Origin of the sequence: [Bacillus] enclensis (genome assembly GCF_001456935.1) — a bacterium.
Classification (GTDB): domain Bacteria; phylum Bacillota; class Bacilli; order Bacillales; family Bacillaceae_B; genus Rossellomorea; species Rossellomorea enclensis.
Genome location: NZ_KQ758487.1, coordinates 48,290 through 71,560 on the forward strand (window position 1 = coordinate 48,290; position 23,271 = coordinate 71,560).

Annotated in this window: 24 protein-coding genes; 12 read left to right on the forward strand and 12 right to left on the reverse strand. The window is 45.6% G+C overall.

All coding sequences use genetic code 11. The annotated features are described in order from the left end of the window. Window positions 1-26 precede the first annotated feature (26 nt). From AS034_RS18540 to AS034_RS18560, 5 genes are read right to left on the reverse strand one after another with little or no spacing between them, the layout of a single operon-like run. On the reverse strand, window positions 27-503 hold the full coding sequence (locus AS034_RS18540; RefSeq protein ID WP_032086397.1) for a Na+/H+ antiporter subunit E: 477 nt from the start codon (window positions 501-503) through the stop codon (window positions 27-29). Window positions 504-509: 6 nt separating this feature from the next. Next, a complete protein-coding gene (locus AS034_RS18545; RefSeq protein ID WP_058299708.1) occupies window positions 510-1,991 on the reverse strand; it encodes a Na+/H+ antiporter subunit D in 1,482 nt (493 codons plus the stop codon). Then, complete coding sequence (locus AS034_RS18550) at window positions 1,984-2,325, reverse strand: Na(+)/H(+) antiporter subunit C (RefSeq protein ID WP_032086395.1); 342 nt, start codon at window positions 2,323-2,325, stop codon at window positions 1,984-1,986. The genes AS034_RS18545 and AS034_RS18550 overlap by 8 nt, the downstream gene beginning before the upstream one ends. Next, the gene (locus AS034_RS18555; RefSeq protein WP_032086394.1) at window positions 2,325-2,753 is read right to left on the reverse strand and encodes a Na(+)/H(+) antiporter subunit B; all 429 of its coding nucleotides are present in this window, start codon (window positions 2,751-2,753) and stop codon (window positions 2,325-2,327) included. The genes AS034_RS18550 and AS034_RS18555 overlap by 1 nt, the downstream gene beginning before the upstream one ends. Beyond that, on the reverse strand, window positions 2,750-5,155 hold the full coding sequence (locus AS034_RS18560) for a Na+/H+ antiporter subunit A (protein WP_058299709.1): 2,406 nt from the start codon (window positions 5,153-5,155) through the stop codon (window positions 2,750-2,752). The genes AS034_RS18555 and AS034_RS18560 overlap by 4 nt, the downstream gene beginning before the upstream one ends. Before the next feature lie 316 nt (window positions 5,156-5,471). Between AS034_RS18560 and AS034_RS18565 the strand changes: the two genes are divergently transcribed. Continuing rightward, window positions 5,472-5,741 (forward strand): hypothetical protein, encoded by a 270-nt coding sequence (locus AS034_RS18565; RefSeq protein ID WP_058299710.1) that lies wholly within the window; start codon window positions 5,472-5,474, stop codon window positions 5,739-5,741. A 163-nt stretch (window positions 5,742-5,904) separates the two neighbouring features. After that, window positions 5,905-6,480, forward strand: a complete 576-nt coding sequence (locus AS034_RS18570; RefSeq protein ID WP_058299711.1) for a DUF5366 family protein — start codon at window positions 5,905-5,907, stop codon at window positions 6,478-6,480. 559 nt (window positions 6,481-7,039) lie between these two features. On the opposite strand, the gene AS034_RS18575 is transcribed toward AS034_RS18570, so the two are convergent. Both AS034_RS18575 and AS034_RS18580 read right to left on the reverse strand, forming a co-directional pair. After that, complete coding sequence (locus tag AS034_RS18575; RefSeq protein WP_058299712.1) at window positions 7,040-8,890, reverse strand: transglycosylase domain-containing protein; 1,851 nt, start codon at window positions 8,888-8,890, stop codon at window positions 7,040-7,042. 17 nt (window positions 8,891-8,907) lie between these two features. Beyond that, window positions 8,908-10,122, reverse strand: coding sequence for an MFS transporter (locus AS034_RS18580; RefSeq protein ID WP_032086441.1), 1,215 nt, complete (start codon window positions 10,120-10,122; stop codon window positions 8,908-8,910). A 275-nt stretch (window positions 10,123-10,397) separates the two neighbouring features. Here AS034_RS18580 and kapD point away from each other — a divergent pair, with 275 nt between their 5' ends. Continuing rightward, complete coding sequence (gene kapD / locus AS034_RS18585; protein WP_032086389.1) at window positions 10,398-11,018, forward strand: 3'-5' exonuclease KapD; 621 nt, start codon at window positions 10,398-10,400, stop codon at window positions 11,016-11,018. Window positions 11,019-11,072: 54 nt separating this feature from the next. Here the strand turns inward: kapD and kapB are convergent, their stop codons facing one another. Beyond that, window positions 11,073-11,477 (reverse strand): kinase-associated lipoprotein KapB, encoded by a 405-nt coding sequence (kapB, locus tag AS034_RS18590; protein WP_032086388.1) that lies wholly within the window; start codon window positions 11,475-11,477, stop codon window positions 11,073-11,075. Window positions 11,478-11,720: 243 nt separating this feature from the next. Here kapB and AS034_RS18595 point away from each other — a divergent pair, with 243 nt between their 5' ends. The 3 genes from AS034_RS18595 to AS034_RS18605 all read left to right on the forward strand — a co-directional run bounded on the left by AS034_RS18595 (window position 11,721) and on the right by AS034_RS18605 (window position 13,664). Continuing rightward, complete coding sequence (locus AS034_RS18595; RefSeq protein ID WP_244888203.1) at window positions 11,721-12,311, forward strand: peptidylprolyl isomerase; 591 nt, start codon at window positions 11,721-11,723, stop codon at window positions 12,309-12,311. 266 nt (window positions 12,312-12,577) lie between these two features. Continuing rightward, window positions 12,578-12,805: a hypothetical protein gene (locus tag AS034_RS18600; protein WP_318293572.1), complete on the forward strand. Its 228-nt coding sequence runs from the start codon at window positions 12,578-12,580 to the stop codon at window positions 12,803-12,805. Between the two features lie 325 nt (window positions 12,806-13,130). Further along, window positions 13,131-13,664 (forward strand): superoxide dismutase family protein, encoded by a 534-nt coding sequence (locus tag AS034_RS18605; protein ID WP_058299714.1) that lies wholly within the window; start codon window positions 13,131-13,133, stop codon window positions 13,662-13,664. Between the two features lie 96 nt (window positions 13,665-13,760). On the opposite strand, the gene AS034_RS18610 is transcribed toward AS034_RS18605, so the two are convergent. Together AS034_RS18610 and AS034_RS18615 are read right to left on the reverse strand one after the other, a co-directional pair. Next, a complete protein-coding gene (locus AS034_RS18610; protein ID WP_058299715.1) occupies window positions 13,761-14,930 on the reverse strand; it encodes a MalY/PatB family protein in 1,170 nt (389 codons plus the stop codon). Window positions 14,931-15,152: 222 nt separating this feature from the next. Continuing rightward, window positions 15,153-16,055 carry an alpha/beta fold hydrolase gene (locus tag AS034_RS18615; RefSeq protein WP_082641750.1) on the reverse strand — a complete coding sequence of 301 codons (903 nt, stop codon included), beginning with the start codon at window positions 16,053-16,055 and terminating at the stop codon, window positions 15,153-15,155. 167 nt (window positions 16,056-16,222) lie between these two features. Between AS034_RS18615 and AS034_RS18620 the strand changes: the two genes are divergently transcribed. Then, on the forward strand, window positions 16,223-16,723 hold the full coding sequence (locus AS034_RS18620; protein ID WP_032086383.1) for an Lrp/AsnC family transcriptional regulator: 501 nt from the start codon (window positions 16,223-16,225) through the stop codon (window positions 16,721-16,723). Further along, entirely contained in the window at window positions 16,720-17,889 is a 1,170-nt protein-coding gene (locus AS034_RS18625; protein ID WP_032086382.1) for an aminotransferase, read from the forward strand. Before AS034_RS18620 ends, AS034_RS18625 begins: the two co-directional genes overlap by 4 nt. A 233-nt stretch (window positions 17,890-18,122) precedes the next feature. On the opposite strand, the gene AS034_RS18630 is transcribed toward AS034_RS18625, so the two are convergent. Then, window positions 18,123-18,482, reverse strand: coding sequence for a helix-turn-helix domain-containing protein (locus tag AS034_RS18630; RefSeq protein ID WP_032086381.1), 360 nt, complete (start codon window positions 18,480-18,482; stop codon window positions 18,123-18,125). A gap of 143 nt (window positions 18,483-18,625) precedes the next feature. Further along, complete coding sequence (locus AS034_RS18635) at window positions 18,626-19,954, reverse strand: sodium-dependent transporter (protein ID WP_058299716.1); 1,329 nt, start codon at window positions 19,952-19,954, stop codon at window positions 18,626-18,628. Window positions 19,955-20,311: 357 nt separating this feature from the next. Between AS034_RS18635 and AS034_RS18640 the strand changes: the two genes are divergently transcribed. From AS034_RS18640 to yugI, 4 genes are all read left to right on the forward strand, one after another. Further along, window positions 20,312-20,608, forward strand: coding sequence for a spore morphogenesis/germination protein YwcE (locus AS034_RS18640; RefSeq protein ID WP_032086379.1), 297 nt, complete (start codon window positions 20,312-20,314; stop codon window positions 20,606-20,608). Between the two features lie 160 nt (window positions 20,609-20,768). Next, the gene (locus AS034_RS18645) at window positions 20,769-21,326 is read left to right on the forward strand and encodes an RNA polymerase sigma factor (protein ID WP_058299744.1); all 558 of its coding nucleotides are present in this window, start codon (window positions 20,769-20,771) and stop codon (window positions 21,324-21,326) included. Continuing rightward, window positions 21,319-22,584, forward strand: coding sequence for a hypothetical protein (locus tag AS034_RS18650; protein WP_058299717.1), 1,266 nt, complete (start codon window positions 21,319-21,321; stop codon window positions 22,582-22,584). The genes AS034_RS18645 and AS034_RS18650 overlap by 8 nt, the downstream gene beginning before the upstream one ends. A gap of 195 nt (window positions 22,585-22,779) precedes the next feature. Next, complete coding sequence (gene yugI, locus AS034_RS18655; protein WP_032086377.1) at window positions 22,780-23,187, forward strand: S1 domain-containing post-transcriptional regulator GSP13; 408 nt, start codon at window positions 22,780-22,782, stop codon at window positions 23,185-23,187. Window positions 23,188-23,271 lie beyond the last annotated feature (84 nt).

Consider the following 23,271-nt stretch of genomic DNA (forward strand, 5'->3'; position numbering starts at 1 on the left):
GGTGATTTGAATGACTGTATGCAGCATCAGCGGCTCACCTCCATGATTGCTTTTTCAAATGAATTCTTGATTTCATCAATCGATTCATTAACATCCTCAATATCGATTGCGTGGATGTAGAGAATTTTATTATCGAACGATACATCCACTACCAATGTCCCTGGAGTCAAGGTAATGAGGTTTGCAAGCAACGTAATCTCCCAATCTGTTTTTAATTCAGTCGGAAGGGCGAAAATGCCGGGTTTGAAATCAAGCTTGGGCCTCAGCACCACTTTTAACACCGAAATATTCGCCATGATCAGCTCTTTGATAAATAAGAACAATAAGCTGACCACCGCCCCCACCCTCAATAGATAGAAGCGGGAGCTGAAAAATCTTCTGAATGCAAAAATCACGAGCAATCCCAATATGAAGCCGATCAAAAATGACTGTGCAGTAAAGGACACTGAGAGAAACATCCAGACAAAGGCTAAGAAAAAGTTTAATAAAATTTGAAAGGCCATTCTACATTACTCCTTTAACACTGCGTCTATATAGAGATCGGGGTCCATCAGGACATCTGCAGCCTGTGAGAACAACGGCCGCAGGGCTTCTGCCCCTAAGCCGTAGAAGACGGCAAGTACAACAAGTACGGCTGACGTCATCCATAAGTATCGGGCGTGTCCTTTTGTGATACCGTTGTATTCCCTCGGTGTGCCCCAAATTCCATTCAGGAAAATTTTAATGACGGAATAAAGGACCAGAAGGCTGGATGCAAGGATGACAGCCGCTCCGAGATACGCTCCATCACTGAAACTTCCCCTCAGGATCATCAACTTTCCGATGAATCCGCTTAATGGAGGGATTCCGGCAAGGGAGAAGGCTGCCACTAAAAAGGTCCAGCCGAGCCAAGGATACTCCTTGATGAGTCCGCCCATTTTTTTCAGGTCCGTTGTGCCGGTGATTTTTATCATGACCCCGACAAGCAGGAACAGGGCAGCTTTGATGATCATGTCATGCACAAGGTAATACACCGAACCTTCAAGTGCGTCCGGGTTCATTGTGGAAACTCCGAACAAAATGACCCCGACTGCAATGATGATATTGTAAATGATGATTTTCTTTACGTCCCAATACGCTATGGCACCGATGCATCCGAACACGATTGTCAGGATGGCAAGTACCCCGAGGATCTCATGCGTGTAGCCGATATCATGAGGGAAGAACAGCGTATAGGTCCTTGTGATCGAGTAGATCCCCACTTTGGTGAGAAGGGCGCCGAATAAAGCCAGTACAGGTGTCGGCGGTGCATAATAAGAACCCGGCAGCCAGAAGTACAGCGGGAATATAGCACCCTTCAATCCGAAGACGACAAGGAACAGTACGGCAATCGCCGTGATGATACCCGGCTGGTTCACTTCCGAGATCTTCCTTGAAATATCCGCCATATTCAATGTGCCTAACACAGAATAAAGATAGGCGACCGTGATGACGAAAAGCGCTGACGAAATCACGTTCACCAGGATGTATTTGATCCCTTCGCGAAGCTGTGCCTTCGTTCCGCCAAGGACAAGGAGAACGTAGGAACTCATCAGCATGACCTCGAAGAAGACGAATAAGTTGAATATATCACCTGTCGTGAAGGCGCCGTTCACCCCGACAAGCAGGAATTGCACGACAGGGTAAAAATAGAAACGCTCCCTGTCGATCCCGATCGACTTGATCGAATAGAGAAGGACGACCAGCGTGATGATACTCGTAGTCGTCACGAGCAGTGCCGACAGCATGTCTGATACAAGTATGATGCCGAACGGGGCTTTCCAGCTTCCGAGCTCGATCGTCTGGATGCCGTCCCGGTGAACTTTATTGATGAGTACCAGGGATGCTCCAACAGTCGCCAGTGTTGAAATGACTGAGATCCCTCTCTGAACTTTTATAAATTTGCTGATAAACATTAAGATGACCGCTGTGAAAAGCGGGATTAAAATCGGTAGAATCAATAAGTTAGTCATTGCCTTCAGTTCCTCTCATCTGATCCACATTATCCGTTCCAAGCTCCTGATATGCCCGATAAGCAAGGACAAGGAAGAAAGCCGTGACCCCGAAGCTGATGACGATGGCTGTCAAAATCAATGCCTGCGGCAGCGGATCGACATAAGACTCAGCGTGTTCGCCCAACAGCGGGGCATCTCCGCCTTTCAGGCCGCTGACGGTCAGGATAAGCAGATGAGCACCGTGGCTCAGCAACGCGGTCCCTATGATGATCCTGAGCAGGCTCTTAGAGAGCATCAGGTATACAGCGCTTGTGAACAAGATTCCAACAACAATTGCCATAAGTATTTCCATTATTCACTCACCCCTATTGTCTGAATAATGGTCATCGTTACACCGATTACGACAAGATACACTCCTGTATCAAACAAGACTGCGGTGTGAAGGGAGGTTTTCCCTAATAGGGGCAGGTGGAAATAATCATATGCATGAGTCAGGAATGGGACATTGAATAACAATGCGCCCGCAGAAGTCCCGACTGCAAACAGCAAGCCGATGGCCGTCAGGATCTTATAATCCACTGGCAGAATGTTGGCCACTGTCTTGATATCATAGGCAAGAAGCAGTAAGACGATTGCTGCTGAAGTCATCAAGCCCCCGATGAATCCTCCCCCCGGAGTGTAATGCCCGACGAAGAAGATCCGAAGGGAAAACAAGATGATCAAGAAGGCGACAACGTTCGTTACGGTCTGTAAGATGACGTCATTTGTTTTTGTCTTCATCCTTCTTTCCTCCTTGTCAGACGCAGTTTAATCATTGAATAAATTCCAAGTGAAGCAATGGCAAGTACACAGATTTCAAACAATGTATCGAATCCGCGGAAGTCAACGAGGATGACGTTGACCATATTTTTACCGCCTGCTTCTTCATATACATTTTCAATATAGTAGCTTGATATCGAATCAAACAGCTTTGTACTGTATGAAGAAATCGCGAATAGTGTCACCACGATACCGACCCCGATCGATATCAAGGCGTTTTCCAGCTTGAACTTCATTCTTTCTTCATGCCTGCTCAGCTTCGGCAGGTGATAGAAGCAAAGAAGGAACAGTGCAACAGACACCGTCTCGATGACTAGCTGGGTCAGCGCAAGGTCAGGTGCCCGGAATAGAACAAAGAAAAGGGAAACCGTATAGCCTGCAGCCCCCAGTGCAATGATCGAAGTCAGTCTCGATTTCGCAAAAAGGATCGTCACCGAACTGATGACTAGCAGAAGGGCGATTGCAATCTCATAGACGCCGATCGGTGCCAGTTCTTCAGTATTGATTGTGAATGCTCCCTTGAACCACAAACTGAACAGCAATATCACGATGAAGAACGAGAAAATATAGACGAGATAGCTGCGGATGAATCCGGTCATGTATCCCCTTGTAAAAGAGAATGCGGCCCGTTCACCACGGACCAATCCGCCGTCATATATGGAATTAAGCGTTAAACGCTCAGGGATCCACGAGTAAATTTTCCTCCACTTTGGAAGCAGCTGATAGAGAAGGATCCCAAACAGGATGACGCCCAATGTCATGAAGAGCTCCGGTGTGAAACCGTGCCAGAAGGTAATATGCGTTTCAATAGCATGACCTTCTTCAACCAGGCTCGGCGTGATCGCGGCAACAGCCGGAGCGATGATCCGCTCAGACAGGATGTTCGGGAAGAACCCGAATACAATCACAAGCGACGCCAGGATGATCGGCGAGATCAGCATGCCGAACGGGGCTTCATGCGGTTTTTTCTCCAATTTTTCAGGCTGGTGTTCACCCGTGAATGTTTTGAACACGAGGATCATGCTGTAAATGAATGTAAATACGCTTCCCACCCAGGCAAGGACAGGGAAGAGGATGCCGATTGTGTCAAGGCTGAAAATATCCATCTCAAGCACCCGGACCATTCCTGTAAAGAACATTTCCTTACTTAAGAATCCGTTGAACGGAGGAAGTCCAGCCATTGAAAATGCACCGATGACCGCCACGGTGAATGTGATCGGCATAAAGCTCATCAGGCCTCCGAGTTTGCGGATATCCCTTGTCCCCGTTTCATGGTCGATGATTCCGACTACCATGAACAGGCTTCCCTTGAAAGTCGCGTGATTGATCAAGTGGAAAACGGCGGCAAGTGTTGCCACCATATAAATATTGTCGTCCAAGTGTGTGTAGTGAAGGGCTGCTGCACCCACCCCGAGGAGCGACATGATCAAACCAAGCTGGCTGACGGTCGAGAAGGCCAGGATTCCTTTTAAATCTGTCTGCCTGACGGCGTTAAACGAGCCCCAGAATAAAGTAAAGATCCCGAAACCGCCTACGAGCCATAACCATAAGCTTGTCTCGGCAAACACCGGACTCATGCGGGCAACAAGATAGATCCCCGCTTTTACCATCGTAGCCGAGTGCAGGTACGCACTGACAGGGGTAGGGGCTTCCATTGCATCAGGAAGCCAGATATGGAATGGGAACTGAGCAGACTTCGTAAAGGCACCGAGCAGGACGAGAATCAACGCCGGTACGAAAAGGGCGCTCGTCATCAGCTGGTCTGATTGGGCAATCAATTCACGGATACTGAACGTACCGCCCATGAGGTATAGAAGAATGAAGCCCCCAAGCATGGACAACCCTCCGAAGACGGTGATCAGCATGGATTTCAAGGCACCATACCTTGAGCGTTCACGGTGATACCAATAACCGATCAATAGGAAAGATGAAATGGACGTAAATTCCCAGAACATATAAAGGACGATCAGGTTATCAGACAGGACCACCCCGAGCATGGCACCCATGAACATCATCAAATACACATAAAAGTTATGTAACTGTTCCTTTTTCTTATCAAGATAATAAATCGAATAAAGGACGACGAGCGAACCGATCCCGGTGATGAGCAGTGCGAACAGCAGCCCGAGACCGTCAATATACGCAATAAAGTCGATGCCGAATGAAGGCATCCACTCTGCAGTTTCCTTTATTACTTTACCATCCCTTGTAATCGGCATGAATTGAATGAAATAACTGAATAAAGCAACCGGCAGAAGCAGTACGAACCATCCGGTGTGAATCGGTCGAAATGCCTTATACAGGAATGGGATAAGAACAGCAAATAAAAAGGGCGATAGAATAGCCCAATGTAACAATGTCATAAAAAACCCCCCTCTAGTAAAAAATCGTGTCATGTATTTTTCAATGTTTCTTATGTAGGTAGTGTCGTCTTCTGGAGATTTTTATCCGTTCTTCCAGTATGCCCGGAAATCCTAACCTAAAGAGCATTATAACGTAAAAAAACAATGCTTGCATTACTCAGCCATCGGCCTCATCCGAAACTTTCCCGAAGTATTAAATATGTAGAAACGCGGCGGATTACCTCGAAAATTTTTAAGATTTTCCTGTTGGATTTACGGGTAATAAAGAATAGTTTTGGTCATTTTGGAGAATCCTATCCATAAGGTGGTGGTAAAATTGAAAAGGAAAGCAGTGGCCTTTACTACGATTCTTTTTACATTTATCGGTGTTGGGTGGATGGTTGAATCACAGGATCGGTTTAACCGGGGCATCATCGAAACAGATGATCCGTCAACCGCCAATTTACAGCCTGTCCGTTACGACGGAACAGGGGAGATGGAGGAAGTACCGGCGAATAATCAGAGGATCCGCCAGCCGTTCAGGTCGAGGGAGTACATCCGGATTGTGCCGAGCAGGACACCTTACACAAACGAAGCACTGGATTGACTGTCTTTTCATGTCCGCGTGGGAGAGGCAGTCATTTTTTATGTTTTGACTTTATACGTTAAGACAAAGTACCCAGGATTTTCTTATCAATACCCTTTTCAAGATTCTCATAAACGATTATGATGAAAGTGCTGCATGGAATAATCTTTAGGAGAGTTATCAATTGAAGAATACATATTTAACAAGCTATCTGCCGCTGTTTGCCATCCTGTTGTTCAGTTTGACTTTTTCCGTTTACGGGGTGGATGTGCTGGTCGAACTATTTAAAAAAATCGGTGTTTATCCCGGGATGCGGGAATTCCTGTCTGATATTCAACTGAAATTTGTTTTGCTGATCCTGCTCATGATCGTCTTTTTCATGATATTTGCAGCACTGAAACTGATTGCGGAAACGATTAACGGCGTCTCCATGCTTTTCTTCTCAAAAGATTCGGAGGGACAACTATATAACCGCGTCAGGTCCGGCTCGATGATTTATTTTATCGGCGGTCTCGTCTCAAGCGTAAGCCTGAAGTCTTTTATGGGACTGCTCATCATTTTTGCCGCCACCTCGATTGTGTATTTTGTGTACTTTGTTTATAAAATCAGTGTGACGGTCTCGAAAGCAGGGATCATCGGTGTCATCACCCTGCAATTATTCACTTGGTCCTCTTTGTTCATGACGGTTTTTCTAGTGATTTTAAAATTATATAACGGTGTCATGGCGAGCCTGCCGATTATGTCGAAGGTGAAGTTGTGACTGGTGCTTGAGGAGTATGAAACAGTGGTTTTGTACTCTTTTTTTATGGGGTTGGAGCTTCTTTGGAACAGAGCGAGCTTTTTTGAATGAATGACGGCTCCAATTTGAAACCTGCCAGGTATTCTATACCCTTCTCCATAAATGGATTTGATTCTGATCTTGCTGGTCGATCGTTTTTTTCTTTGTTGTTATGGAGAGTGGATTGAAGTGGAGTGCACATCTGCTATTTGGGGCGTATTTTTTATGGAAAAAAGCAGTCTCGTCGAGAATTTGTGCCTTTCATTGAGCTGATTGAGCCTCTTCCCGGAATAATTAGACCCCATAAAAAATAATTGTGCCTTTCCCCGGGCCTATTACACCCCATAAAAAAATAATTGTGCCCCTCATCACACTAATTGCACCCTTCAATTCAATAATTATGCCCCTCATGTCGAATTTCCTTTATCGGGCCATGTCGGACCATGGGGACAGGCCCAGTGACACACTGATTGGCCTGCAATAGGCCAGTTCAAGCGCCGAGCCTGATTCAAAAAAAGCGCCCGGAGATGCTCTCCGGGCGTTATTTCATGATATTCTGCCATATCTTATGGCTTGGGCGCAATTGTTCGATCCGGCTCATGTTCTGGGGGATGTCATGGCCGACCCAGACGCCGGTTGTGTAGTCGCTTGTCAGGCCCATCACCCAGTAATCATGATAATTATTGGTAGTGCCTGTTTTGATGCCGACATACGGCTTGGAGACGTATGCTGCCTTTCCTGTGCCGTTCAATGCGGCACCTGCGAGCATCTGTCTCATTTTTTTCGTGGTATCCTTTGACCAGACCTGCTTAGGTTCGTTCTTCCACTTATAAAGTAGCTTTCCATTTCCATCCGTTACATTCACTATTGCATGGCTTCTTGTGTAACTTCCATCTATGAAGGAAGTGTAGGCATCCGTCATTTCGAGCGGGCTTAAGCCATTGGTGAATCCTCCGATTGCAGCCGCATATGTGCGGTCTTTTCCACTCAGGCGTTCGAATGAAAAGGCTGAAAGCTTGTTGAAAGCTTCTTTGACACCGACTTTTTCCATCAAGCGGAGAGCGGAGGTGTTGTAGGACTGGGCGAGAGATTGAGTCAGCGTGACAGTCCCTGCCTGTACACCGCCATAATTGATTGGGCAATACTCTCCGATACAATAATTATCAGCGCTCACCTTTTCATAAATGGACGCTCCGGTCTTCTCCAGGTACGGAGCATAGACAAGGAGCGGTTTAATGGAAGAACCGGGCTGTCTATATGCTTGAAATGCATGATTGAAGTTATATTTTTGATACTCTTTACCGCCTGTTAATGCAGCGATCCTTCTCGTCTCATTATCAATCGTGACGGAGGCTCCCTGGAGTTTGTCAAGGTTCAGACCGTTGTTCAAGGCATTGACGCTTTTCTTCTGAAGTGCAGGATCCAGGGCAGTCTGGATCCTGACGCCGGAAGCAACCACGCTTTCAACCCGTTGATTGAGCTTTTGAATGATCTGTTCCTTTTCCTGCGGGGAAGAGGCTTTTTCGATCTTTGTTTTATAGCCTTCATGAAGAGAGATCAGCTCCCGTAATTCTTCCTCCACATAAAAGGCATAGTCAGGAAAGCGGTCGATTTTTTTGCGGATGTTGAGCTTGATCGGTACATCCTTCAGCTTGTCTGATTCCTCTTTTGAAAGCTTTTTTCCATCCACAAGAATATCAAGCAGGCGTTCCTGACGGATTTTCGTCTGATCGAAATGATCGACCGGATCGTATTTGCCCGGGTTATTTGGGATGGAAGCAAGGAATGCCATTTCTGCTTTATTTAATTCAGAGACACTTTTTTGAAAATAGTACTGTGACGCCGTTTCGATCCCGTATACGCCATTACTGAAATAAATCACATTAAGATACAGCTCAAGAATTTCATCTTTCGACATGGAGCTTTCAATTTCGTGCGCATAAAAAAGTTCAGTCAACTTACGGTTGTACGTCTTTTCCTGTCCTAAATACAGGTTTCGCGCAAGCTGCTGGGTAATCGTGCTTCCCCCCTGCTGAATATGGGTGAAGACCAGATTCTTCACGACCGCCCTTAAGATGGCCCCGGCATCGAAGCCGACATGTTCATAAAAGTGCTGGTCTTCTGAAGCGACCAGGATCTCTTTTACAAAAGGGGGGATTTTCTCATCTTCCGCATATAACCGAAAGGGGCGGTTCACTTCCGAAACTACATTTCCGTCTTTGTCCAGCAGAAGACTTGTTTTATTAAGGTTCAACTGATCCGTATTCACGGTGTCTTCAAGTTCATCCTGAAACCCCTGGACTTTGGCGACTTCTTCGGTCGTAAAGAACAGTGAGGTGAAGAACAAAGCCATAAAACAAATCACTGTCAGAAATCCTGCAAACACTCTCATACTTCCACTCTACTTTTCTAGTAATCTTGATTCACGTGACCGTCAACTTCTGAATGTCTTATACTCCACCATAATAATCCAAATGCCCCCAAGAATAAAGCACCAGTTACATAAAAAACGGAAGAAATTCCAATATATCCGGAAACTGTGCCGCCGAAGGCAGGTCCAATCACATTCCCGAGGAACCGGAAGCTCTGGTTATAGCCCAATACTTCCCCCTGCATGCTGAGCGGTGCCTCCTGGCGTATATAGGCTGTGACACATGGGATCATGCCGCCGATCGCAATACCGAATAAGAAACGGAGGAAAACGAGCTGCCAAAGCTCGGTCACAAGCGCCTGCGGCACGATCAATATGGAGGCAAGCACGAGCAGGATGGATAGGACCTTCTCATACCCGATCTGGTCTCCGAGCTTTCCCCATTTACGTGTAGCGATGAAGTTCCCGAAGCCGGTTGCCGAAAACGCAAGACCCGCTAAGAAAGCAAGGTTTGAAGATGAAGTAAGTTCACTTACATACAGGGCGAGCAGCGGCTGTATGCTGAAATTCGCGACTTGGATGAGCAGCGACAGAATGATCACAGTCACAAGAAGTTTGTGACTGAATATGTGACTCAGCACCTGCCTGCTTGAATATTTGTTTTGCTTATTCCTCTGTTCCTTATCCCTCTGTTCGTTTATGCCGAACAGGACCACAGTGGCCGCAATGGCGATTGAAATCGCCGTGAAGATAAAGGTATAAGAAAAACCAACATTATCAGCAAGGATCCCGCCGATGACAGGACCGAACAAACCTCCGGATACCGTTCCCATCTGCAAGGTGCCCAGTATTTTCCCCGCTTCCCTTTTCGATGTCTGTGAAGAGATGAGTGCCATCGATGTAGGAATGAACCCGGTGACCGCCCCCATCAGCATCCTCAGAATGAACAAACCATGAACGGACTCCATAAAGCCCATAAAGAAAATCGACGCGGCAATCCCATATCCTGTGATCAGGAGGATGGGCTTATAACCGTAACGGTCCCCGAATCTTCCCCATAAAGGAGAAACGAAGAATGCCGTCAAAAACGTGACGCCAAAAACAAAGCCGGACCACTGCTGGACATATTCAGCACTATAATCGCCGAATGTCTCAATATACAGGGACAAAAAAGGCAAGATCATCGTGGCGCTGGCAGCCACTAAGAAATTCGCCGTGACCATGATGACAAGATTCTTTTTTTCTATTGAAATGATGAACACCTTCTCAATTATTATTTATTTCGGATTACTAAATATCTATTTTATAAAAGATTCCCGCATGAGTCCACTGAATGGAATCTTTTCTGTTTGTTTAAAAGGATTTAGTCATAATTTTCAAGGGGAACATGATATAATATAAGAATAAGAATTATGTTCACTGGTCATACAGGCACAGCGGTATAAGTGGACATAAACACGTTCGTATACACTATAGTAATCTACCAGCAAGAAAATTGGGGTCTGTACAAGATTGAGGAGGGAGTTACGTGGTAAAAGCAAAGCAGCTTGTGTTCATTGACTTTGAGTTTTCAATGCCTGAACGAAATAGAGTCCCCAAAGGCTTTTTCCCTGAAATCATCGAAACAGGTGTTGTGGTGGTTCAGAATGGGAAGGTGACAGATACGTTTTCAACTTATGTAAAACCATCTGCCTTTCCCAGACTAACCAATCGATGCAAACGATTCTTATCGATCACGCAAAATGAAGTGGACGGAGGTATCTCCTTTCAGACCCTCATTGATTATTTCAATCAGCTGAACTCAAAAGGCATTGAAAAAGTTGTCACCTGGGGCAATATGGATATGAAAGTGCTGAGGGATAATTGCGCCCAGTCGGGTATCGTATTTCCATTTCAAGCCCAATTTGTCGATTTATCGATGGAATATAAACGATTCTTCGGAGACCAGAATCAAACAGGGCTTTGGAAAGCTGTCCAGGAGTATGGAAGGGAAGGGGTCGGCAAGCATCACAAGGCGCTTGATGACGCGATGACCACCCATCATATCTACAACCTGGTGGAAAAAGATAAAAAATATCTGGATAAAGCCGAACCGACCACCATCGGCGACCGGATTGATTTGAGCAAGCTTTATAATCAGCTCGCTTAATATAAAAAACGTGCCGCTCATATAATGCGGCACGTTTTTTCGTAGGTTCAGAGTTTAAGATTGAAACGTCAATCCATACATCAATTCGTACTCCCGCTGCACTCCCGCCAGGGCTTCAAGACTTTTCAGCGCATGCGGGGAACCATCAGTTTCCAGTTGCTTTTTCAGGTCGCCGAATGCAGTGAGAAGGGTCTCATTATAATCCGGGATATCCCCTTCATAAGGCTTCACCATCTTTTCAGGCATATTGGCCTGTTCCCGATGAGCGAGTGCCTTCCTTTCATGAAACAACGGTACCTCCACATCGGCCGGATTGTGCAAGTCACCTTGCCGTGGATGCTTGAGTACGGCAAGGATTCTTACCACATAAGCGCCTGGACGCTCACCCGTCACCTCACCGATGTATTTTCCTGTCTTATAAAAAGCCGTGACTTTATCCCCTATTTCAAAATTTTGCAAAAAAACCCCTCCTCTTCATTGTCTAAGTCTATTATAATGGAACACAAAGTGATTTTGATGGCACTTACAATAAAAGTAGCATGTGGAGGTACATAAATGAAGCGATTGGCACTATTATCCTTGTGTCTGATAGGTTTAATCCTGGCCGGATGTGGACAAACAGAGAAAGATGAAAGCAGCAAAAGCAAACCTGCTGAAACAGAAGAAAAAACATCTGGAGAAGAAACTGGAGGAGATCAAGAAATGACATACCCGCAATTGACAACAGAAGTGGCTGAAAATGAAAAAGTAGTAGATATGAAGACATCGATGGGCAATATAAAAATAAAATTATTCCCTGAACAGGCTCCGAAAACGGTTGAAAACTTCATCACCCACAGCGAGAACGGCTACTATGACGGATTGAAGTTCCACCGGGTCATCAAAGATTTCATGATCCAGGGCGGAGACCCGAACGGTAATGGAATGGGAGGAGAAAGTATCTGGAAAGAGCCTTTCGAAGACGAATTCTCCAAGCAGCTTTTCAACATCCGCGGAGCACTTTCAATGGCGAACGCAGGTCCCGATACAAATGGAAGCCAGTTCTTCATCGTCCAGAACGATGAAATGAACCCCGGTTTCGAAGAGAAGATGAAGGAAGCGGGATTCCCGCAGGAAATCATCGATGCCTATATGGAACGCGGAGGGACCCCGCATCTTGACTTCAAACACACGGTATTCGGTCAAGTCATCGAAGGCATGGATGTCGTCGATAAAATCGCAAACGTCGAAGTGGGAGAAAATGACGCTCCGAAGGAAGACGTGATCATTGAGAAAATCACTGTAGAGAAATAATTTGATAAGAACCCCCCTTATTCGAAATCCGGATAAGGGGATTTTTTATGGCGGGTTGTCGCTTATTTCCTCGGAAATTGTCGGAATTGGGGAGATAGGAGTTTCAGGTATAGGGAGAGGGGGGAGCCCGGATTCCTCCTAATCGTGGTGGAGCCTGCGTTTTATTCGGCATCTGACGAGCGGTGGGCCGTTCATAGAATCGTTAAATTAATCTTATATGATATTGGTTTCTGCAATTTTATCTTGGTATAATGGTGAAAGAGTTTGTGGATAGACGAAAGGAGCTTGTTATGCTTTCTTCATTTGTATTGAATTTGTTTTTGTACTTTCCAGAAGATAAGACAGAATATATCCCGGCCGCAATTTGGATGGCGATCTTTTTCATATTAACAATATTGACATTCCGTTTGATTAAAAAGGTTTCAAAGAAGGAAGAGCTTAAGACGAAAGCAATCGAAGACGAAATCAGGCAGAAGAATCGGGGAACTGAATAGCAGTGAGAGCACACCGGGATGTGATGCCGGTGTGTTTTTTTATTGTCGGGGTCAGGATGTGGTGGGCGGGGGCAAAGTTTCGAGTTTGTGTCGATATATGTAGAATTGTCGGTAAGTGGCTGATTTTTGCAGGTGAAATCAAATTTCGTTGATATCTCTTCAAAAATTGCTGATAAACTTTCAAAAACGTTGATTAACATAAATCCCTCCTAAACTCCCTAAACCATTTATAACCCCCTCCCTGAAAATCCTCTTCCTGTAAGAATACTTTCCCTCCAACTAGTCAAAAATGGAGAATGAGTATGTACATTTGGAGGAATCTGAGATGAAAAAGAATATGTTATTATACATATCCATGGCGTCGGTGCTTCTCGGGGCATGTGCCATTGAAAATCCGAAGAAGATGGAAGTCGATATGAAAAATGAAACGGGTGATTCGCTCGGGAAGGTGATCCTGCAGGAGGTGGCGGAAGGGGTGGAAGTGGACCTTGATCTTGAAGGGCTGCCGCCGGGAGAACACGGCATCCATTTTCATGAAAAAGGAGTGTGCAAGCGTCCGGATTTCGTAACTGCGGGCAATCATTTCAATCCGGATGATAAAAAGCACGGCCTGCTTCATCCCGAAGGAGCCCATGCCGGCGATCTGCCGAATATCATCGTGGAAGATGACGGGGTTGCGAAGGTGAAACTGATGGCGCCTATCGTGACGATGACGAAAGGAAAGACCTCTTTGTTTACGAAAGACGGCACCTCCCTGATCATCACCGAGAACAAAGATGACGGTATGACGCAGCCGTCAGGGGATTCCGGGGCAAGGATCGCCTGTGGTGAAATCGCGAAGGAAAAAGAGAAGAAGTAAAAATTAGAAATGAGAAAAGCCCTCTGGACCGATGTTTCGGTGCAGAGGGCTTTTTTCTGTGCAACTAAATCAGTCCGACTGGGGCAATAGAGCCGATCATCCAAGTGCCTTTCGCAGTCTTTCCAGTCCATCCATCAATATTTCACGCGGACAGGCGATGTTCATCCTCACAAAGCCTTCGCCGCCTTTTCCGTATTTAGGTCCGGATTCGAGCCCCAATCTGCCTTTTTCAAGCAAACGCTCCTTCAGTTCATCGTCTGTGAGGCCAAGCTTGCTGCAATCGATCCATAGGAGATAGGTTCCCTGTGGTTCAACAAGGTGCAGGTCAGGCAGATGTTCATCGATAAATGATTTTGTGATGGCGGCATTTTCGGCCAAATAATCCAGGATGTTTTCAAGCCATTTTTCTCCGTGGCGGTAGGCGGCTTCCATGCCGGTGATACCGAATGTGTTCAGGGTGAAGAAGCCCTGCTTTTTATGGACGCCTGCGATTTTTTCTCGGAAGTCCTTGTTCGGTGTGATCATGGCTGATGCCTGCAGACCTGCCAGGTTAAAGGTTTTGCTTGGTGCGATGAGGGTGATGGTCTTATCCGCATCGCTTTCATCGAGGGATGCAATCGGGATATGGGTATGCTCTTTGTAAACGAGATCGGAATGTATTTCATCCGAAACGATAATGACATTGTATTTCTTACAGAGTTCTGACATCTTGGTCAATTCCCCGCGTGTCCATACACGCCCGCTCGGATTGTGCGGGTTACAGAGCAGGAAGACTTTAACCCCTTTTTTCAATGATTCTTCAAAGTCCTCGAATGAAATGCTGTATGTGCCGTTTTCATAGGTGAGCGGAGCATTTTCGATGACGCGGCCGTTTTCCTCGGTCATGTTGAAGAACGGCGTATAGACAGGGGATTGCACCAATACTTTGTCACCGGGTTCCGTCAATGCCTGAATGATTGTTCCGATAGCCGGTACAACACCCGGACTGTACTGCAGCCAGTTCTTATGTATATCCCAGCCGTGCCTCTTCTTGACCCACCCGGTAATCGCTTCCGCTGGTCCTTCCCCAACAAAGGTATAACCGAAAATTCCATGTTCCAATCGGTTCTTGAGGGCATCCGTCACCTCTGCAGGGGGAAGGAAATCCATATCCGCCACCCACATCGGGAGTACATCTTCTTTTCCGAATACCGTCTTGGTCATATCCCATTTGACAGAGGAGGTCCCTTTTCGATCAATTATTTTTTCAAATCCACTCAACATCATTAACCCCTTTCCGGCTGAAAAATTAATAAACACCTGAAGCTTTCAAGCGGTTCAAATCACCGGCAGCTTCTGGATCACACATATACTAGTTTCATCTTATTATGTAATTCGAAAAGTTGAAAATGATTTGTTTGTCAGTTTATGAAGGAGCCGCGCATGATTGAATGTTGCACTAAGCGGCGCGGATCCTATACTTAACATAATAGATGCAAGGTCTTCCCTTTACGTTTCACTCAGGAGGGCAGAGGGGATTCCCTTTTCAAACTGCTGACGTTCCTGCCTTACGTAGCCTTCTGCTTCAGAGTTGATGAATTGCCGGATATGTCCCAGCACTTCTTCAGGCTTTTCTTCGGGAACCAGATGTCCTGTATCATTCAATACGACAAGCTTTGATTGAGGAAGGTCCCCCGCAAGCCTGTGGCCGGTCGAGAGCGGCACCACCCTGTCATGCTCACCCCAGACGAGCAGGCAGGGGGTCTCTATTTTCTTCAATTCCCGGATGGACAGGTCTCCTTCCCGGTCCCGTATCATGCGGGTCAGTGCTTTAAATATGTCATCTTCAAGGAATGGCTTCATATAGCCGAACATCATTTCATCATCGATGAGATCTCTGTTGTGAACGACATTCTCAAGGTTTTTGCGGATCCCGGAACGGGTCAGCCAGAGCTTTACATACAGGTGGAAAAGAGGAATGCGGCTTGCCATCATGACGGGCCATTTCATTTTTTTCAGATATCCTGAACTGCACAGGAGAATGCCTTTATCGACGAGCGAAGGTTCTTTCTTCATAACATTCAGTGCAATCTGTCCACCCATTGAATGTCCGGTCAGGTGGATATTACGTACGTTAAGGTGGTCGAGCAGTGAAATGACAGTAGTGGCAAGATTGTCATAGGAATAGATGAAACGCTTGGATTTGTCGCTGCTTCCGAATGGGGGTAGATCAATCGAAACGACATTATACGTTTCTTTCAAAAGAGGAGTCAGCCGTCTGAAACTGAAAGATGAAGATAGAAATCCATGTAGAAGAACGAAGGTTTCGGAGGCTGTCGGGTGCTGGTGGTATTCATAATAAACTTGGGCTCCATTCACATTTACCGTTCTTGCAAAATCGTTTTCCTGCATGATTCGTCACTCCCCTGAAAGTGGTTTTATCGTATTTTACCCTTTTTCAGCTATTTAACACCTTTTTACAATTTGATTTCAGAATAGCAAAAACCGGCAGGATCTCTTTTTATTTCTGCAGCTTCTGCTATAATGGTACCATTTAGGTGATATGAAGGAGGAGCATTATGCAGCTTAGCGGATTGGAGCTTGATTTACTTAGGATATTACAGAAGGATGCCAGAATTTCATCAGAGAGTCTGGGAAAGATGCTTCAAGTATCATCTGAAGAAGTGGAAAACACCCTCGAAAAGCTTGAGAAGGAAAACATTTTGGTCCGATACAGCTCGATTGTGGATTGGTCAAAGGTCGAGGGGCATGAAGGTGTAACCGCGATGATCGACGTCAAGGTGACTCCCAAGCGGGGCGTCGGCTTCGATGAAGTGGCCCAGAGGATATATCGATACAAAGAGGTTAAAAGCGTGTATCTCATGTCGGGTGCCTATGATCTGTCGGTGACGGTGGAAGGGCGGTCCATGAATGAAGTAGCGAAATTTGTGTCAGAGAAACTCTCTACGCTGGATTCAGTCATTTCCACCACGACTCATTTTCAGCTGAAAAAATATAAGCATGACGGCACCATCTTCGGTGATGCCCAAGAAGACAAGCGGATTGTGGTGTCGCCATGACGACCAAGACATCCTATATAGCGAAGTCGGTGGAGAACCTTAAGCCGTCAGGCATCCGCCGATTCTTTGATCTGGCAGCCAATATGGAAGGTGTCATCTCACTTGGGGTGGGGGAACCGGATTTCATAACATCCTGGACGGTGAGGGAAGCGGCCATCCTTTCATTGGAGCAGGGTTTCACATCTTATACGGCGAATGCCGGGCTGCTGGAACTGCGTGAAAAAATAAGTGGATATATGAAGAATGGCTATGGAGTCGAGTATGATCCCAACACTGAAATCATTGTGACAACAGGGGCGAGTCAGGCACTGGATATCAGCATGCGCGCCATCATCGATCCGGGTGATGAAGTGGTGGTCGTCGAGCCTGGATTCGTATCGTATGTCCCGCTTGTGCAGCTCGCAGGCGGAACACCCGTCACGGTTGAAACAAAACCTGAAAATGGATTTAAACTCACTGCCGAAGAACTGGAGGAAGCGATTACCGAAAGGACGAAGGCTGTTCTTCTGTGCTCGCCGAATAATCCGACAGGTACCGTGTTGGAACGGGAAAATCTTGAGGAGATAGCAGAAGTCATCCGACATCATGACCTTGTCGTGCTGTCTGATGAAATTTATTCAGAGCTTGCCTATGACGAAGGGCATGTTTCAATTGCGTCCCTCTCCGGCATGAGGGACAGGTCAATCGTCATCAACGGATTCTCAAAAGGATTTGCAATGACCGGATGGAGACTCGGTTTTATTTGCGCACCGGTTGAAATTGCTGCCCCGCTGTTGAAAATCCATCAGTATGCGATGATGTGTGCTTCGACCCCTGCACAATATGCTGCAGTCGAGGCGCTTGATAAAGGAATGGAAGAAGTGCTTGAAATGAAGCGAAGCTACCGCCATCGCAGACATTATTTTGTTGATTCCCTGAATGAAATGGGACTCGGGTGTCATCTTCCGGGAGGGGCATTTTATGCATTCCCGTCAGTAGCCAAAACCGGACTGTCATCAGAAGAATTTGCAGAAAAACTTTTAATGGAAGAAAAGGTGGCAGTCGTTCCCGGCAATGTGTTCGGCAAAGGCGGGGAAGGACACATCAGGTGCTCCTATGCGTCTTCGATGGAACAGCTGCAGGAAGCGGTGAAGCGGATGAAGAGGTTTGTTGAGAATCATAGTTAAAGGAGAACCAGGTGCCAATTTTTTGGTGCCTGGTTTTTTCGTTATGGAAGATTCCGGGCAAAAAAAATAGGACGATTCAATAATCGTCCAACAAATGAAAACAAAAGGGGGAATACTTAGAAAGCTTAGTTTCAGTATGAACCGTTTTGAAGACTTATATACATAAAGTTTGAAATTAATTTTGAATTTGTCCAGCCCCGGCGGATGTAGACAATAAGCCGCTTCCGCTTTTCTTATTCATATTTCACTTCGTACAGCATTTGCATGACGCGGAGAAAATCTTCTTCTGAGAATTCCTTCGCTTTTCTTAGGATGAGCTTGGTCCGTTTTGGACCGATTTCTTTAATCAGCTGCTCGATTTCAGAATCGATTCCTGAAGGATGATGATTGACTTCTTCGCGCTCCAGAAGTTCAGAAGCGGGAATGTCAAGAACCGTCGACAGCTTCAGGATGGTCTGTGTATCGGGAATCTGTTCATTGTTCTCATACTTCTCGATAGTACTTGCGCCCAAACGCGCCTTAAAGGCTAACTCGCGCTGAGAGATATTGCGATCTTCCCTGACTCTCTTTAAATTCTCACCAAAGTGTGACATCCTGGATCCCTCCCAATGATCATAGTTTCTTCTTACTTCTATTTTATCACCGGCTGGAAATAATTAGACGTTGGATCCTTGAACATTGTGTTAAAAAAATCCCGTCCTGCACACCTTACAGTGCAGGACGGGATTTCATTGGTTCAGGATAAGAATACCAATACAATCGCCACTGGAACGATGTAGCGAAGCAGGATGATCCAGGCGTTGAACATGCCACTTGATATGGAGGAACCCTGCTGAATTTCGTGCCGGACGTCCTCCCTTTTCAAGCGGTAAGAGACAAAAATGCTGATGAGGAGTGCGCCGATCGGAAGGCCGAAGCTGCTCGTGATATAGTCTGCGAAATCAAAGAAATTCCGGCCGAGCAGGGTGAAGTCACCCAATACCCCGAATGACAGGGCACTTGGAATTCCAGCGGTGAATACGAGGAATCCCATCAGCCACGTATATGGCATCCTCTTTTTTTGATTTCCTTTTGTAATGGCGGCGACACCGATTTCAAGTATTGAAAATGCAGATGTCAGCGTTGCAAACAGCAGGAGGATTAAAAATACGGTCAGAAAGATCCCGCCGAAAGCTATTTCATTAAAGACGGCAGGCAGAACGACAAAGGCGATCCCGGGCCCTTCGTCAGGCTGGAATCCCAGTGCATAGACAGACGGGAAGATCACCAGTCCTGCCAGCAGGGAAATGAAAATATTCAATCCAGTTACGGAAATCGCCGAACGCGGCATACTGTCCTCCTTTGAAAGGTAGGACGCATAGGTCACCATGACGGACAATCCCACCGTCAACGAGAAGAAGGCCTGTCCAAGCGCAAGCAGGGCTGTTTCACCCGTCAGGTAGCTCCAGTCGGGGACCAGCAGGAACCTGACCCCTTCCATTGCACCTTCAAGGGTGAGCGAGCGAGCCATAAGAATAAGAAATAAAATGAATAAAGACGGCATCATATAGCGGCTGGCACGTTCTATCCCTTTTTGGATCCCGCCCTGCACGACCATGACTGTCAGGACGATGAATATTGCTTGTGTGATCAAGATTTCCCACGGGTTTGCAATGATGTTTTCAAATAAGGCTCCGTATTGTTCCTGGGTTTTACCGGAAAGTCCCCCTGTAAAGCTTCTAACAAGGTAAGAAAGGATCCATCCACCCACGACACTATAAAAAGAAAGGATGATAAAGGAAACAATCGTACCGAGATAGCCGATCAAATGCCAGGCTGTTCCGGGTGCCAGCTTCTTATAAGAAGTAATGGCATCGGCCCCGGTCCGTCTGCCGATCACAAACTCAGCAAGCAAAATCGGTGTGCCGATCAAAATGGTGAAAATGATGAAAAGGAGAAAGAAGACCCCTCCGCCGTTTGCCCCGGCCATATATGGGAATTTCCAAATGGCCCCGAGGCCGATCGCAGACCCCGCAGCAGCCAAAATAAATCCAATTTTCGAAGACCATTGTTGTTTCTTTGACATGTCGATGCTCCTTTCAGAAAACTATTTTTTAAGGATTAAAAACAAAACGATTTTTCCATACTACTATGTTTTACAAGGAGTGTACACAGGAGTTTTAAATGTTCAATATATTTTAAAAATGGTTGTAAATGTAATGATTTCATGGATTTTTCAAAAAGATCGGGATCCCTTCAGAAATAGTATGGTTGAAAGCACTTTAAATCATGAAAAAACTCCTATTTTATTGAAAATTTAAAAACGGGCTGGAAAAGTTAGAAAAGTATAGTATACTAATGGTAACAACACGTTCACAAATTGGACAAAAATTCGACATTAATTAGTCAAAATTGTAAGCGCTTAAATCAGGAGGGATCAATTATGGATATGTTTATGGTGTATTTATTCGTTGCCACGGCCACTCCTTTATTTTTATGGATCGAGCACCGGAAGTGGGCATTGATCCACATTCCATTTTTACTCGCATTATGGGCGATCTTCATTTATTACGTAGCTGTTCCTGAAATGGGAGGGTGGGGCCACGTTACATTCTGGAGCCTGTTTGTCTTTAACTTTGCTTTCGCTCATTTCGCAGCGTTCTGGTTATATGCTGCTCCGTACATGAGAAAGCACAGGAAGAAAATGATGGAAATGCGCAAATTTAACACTGAAAAATAAACCCTCGGCTCATGGGGGTTTATTTTTTTTGCCTCCAATCCCCAATGGTAGAATGGAAAGTGCGTATAAGATTTAAAAAATTTCCTCTTTTATGAAACAATATCCAATCCTGAAGCGTTACATAGTTAAGAAGAGCAGTATGGAAGGAGAGTTTACCGAAGTGGATGATCTAGAGCTCATCAAGAGAGCGAAACAAGGCGATCTGTCCGCCTACAGCAAACTGATCACTATTTATTCCCCCGTTGTGGAACGGTTCGCTTATCAGATGGGAAATCACATTGATGACATACCGGACATCAGCCAGGAGGTTTTCATCAGGGTCTACCGGTTCATCGACGGGTTCACCCATGCGAAGTTCACTACCTGGTTATATAAAATAACACTGAATGTATCGAGGGATTTCAAAAGAAAAGAGAATCAACATGCAAAGCGGCTTCAAAAAGTATTGAACGAACCGGGTGAAGGTGCAGTCCAAGAGAATGTACAATTAATAAGGGAAGAAGAGGATCGTGTTCTCCATGAGTGCATCCAGGAACTCGACGACAAATACAGGGCACCGATCATCCTTTATTATTTCCACGAAAGAAAATATGAAGAGATCGCAGACATTCTCTCTGTCAATCTTTCCACCATAAAAACAAGGATCCTGAGAGGGAAAGGTTTGTTGAAAAAATTGCTTGAAGAAGCGGAAAACGGGGAGGGGACAATCAATGGATGATAAAAGGTTTGATAAAAGGATGGAACTGCTTGACAGGTCATATAAGAAAATGCCAGTTCAGACGGATGCAAGTGACATCATCAAAGCCATCAGGGAGGAACAAAACCAATCTGTCAAAAAGCGCAGACCCCTCATTCACTGGCCTTATGCCGCCAGCTTCTTGGGTGTCCTTCTGATAGGGACCGTTTTGGCGCTTCAATTGACGATGGGCGGCGATAAACCTGGTGATGGAGAAGGACAAAGCCGTCAGGCGGCCAAGCAGCCGCATAAAAACGAAACGCTTCAGGCAGAAATGAAGGATGCAGAAGCTCTCTATGACCTCAGGAAAACACAGGCGATGGAGCGGCTCGGCTTTAATGAGGCAACCTTCAGCACCACACAGCTCGATAAGGATGCAAAAGGCCACTTGGTTTATGTGGAATCGATTCCCAAGCGTGATTATCCGCTTGGAGAGAAACTTGACTGGGTGGATCGGGGGAAGGACTGGATCGAAGAGTCACTGAGGACCCCGGATATGATGATAAGAAGCCTCAAGGACGGGATCCCAATGACGGAAGCTGAAGTGTGGACCAAAGAGTTCATGGAAAAACAGACTGATCTGCTGCCCATCTATGAGGTCAAATTGAATGAATACAAAGAAGCGTGGGAACCGCATATAGAGAATGGGGAAATCAATATGAAGAGCCTGAATGCCCCTCAACCGTATCCAGGTGAATTCAGAAAGATGCTCGACGGAATCACGAACAATGCCGTTCAACTGACTTACAATGAAAAGGAAGACATACTGGAAACATCAATAAACTTTGAGTATTTGGATATGATATCAGGCAGCGCCCTTCCGGATGTGTACGTATCCTATATGAAAACGCGGCAGTCAATCCTGAAAGCCGGGGAGTTTACAACCTCATGGAAGGAAGCGGGGGACCGCCTCATTCTTTTGGAACAATTGTTGAAGGAACTTCCCGAGGATTCCGCATTCAGAAATGAAGTAAGCAGGGATTTTGATTTGCTCTATCATTATTTTGTGAACGGGGGTGTCGATCAGCCGATTTTTTCAGAAAATGGCAGGCTGAAACCCGAAGTGCAGGAAGCGTATGAATATGTAGCAAAAACATATCCTTCATATGAAACCGGAGGCAAAGTAAAAGAAGTGCTGGAGGAACTGAGTGAATCAGATTATATGGAACCTGAGCGCTGGGTCCAGAATCCGCCGGTCATTATATCCTCCGAAACGGAAGATATATACGAAAGTCAGTAAAAAGCAAATATAGCCAATTGTTTTAATAATGAGGAAAATAGGGAAACATAACTAGTGAGATACGCATTTTTTAGATGAATGAAAGGAATAATCGATGCTCCTGTATAATTCCTTTTTGCCGAAAACCATAATCTATGGTATAATCTAAAATTGCGTGTAAAAGAGAAAAATAATATATATACTAGGAGTGTTACCATGACTACAAAATTCGAAACAGGATCTGTTGTAACAGGTAAAGTTACAGGCATCCAGCCATACGGAGCATTTGTTGCACTAGACGAAGAAACACAAGGACTTGTTCATATCTCTGAAATCACACACGGTTTCGTAAAGGATGTAAATGAGCACCTTTCAGTAGGAGACGAAGTAAAGGTTAAAGTATTATCAGTGGACGAAGCAGCTGGTAAAATCAGCCTTTCAATCCGTGCTACAGAAGAAGCTCCTGCACCACAAGCAAAGCCTGCGGCAGCTAAAAAAGCACGCCGTCAAGGAAGTGTGAAACCGGCAGCTGAAGAAACAACTCCAGCTGGCTTCAACACACTTAAAGACAAGCTTGAAGAGTGGATCGAGCAATCTGAACGTGAAGATCTAATCAAGAAGTAATAGATTGAAGACCGCCCGGCTGTCCAAGCCGAGGCGGTCTTTTTTTACAATATAAAGGAAATAAAAGATTTATACCGAATAGGT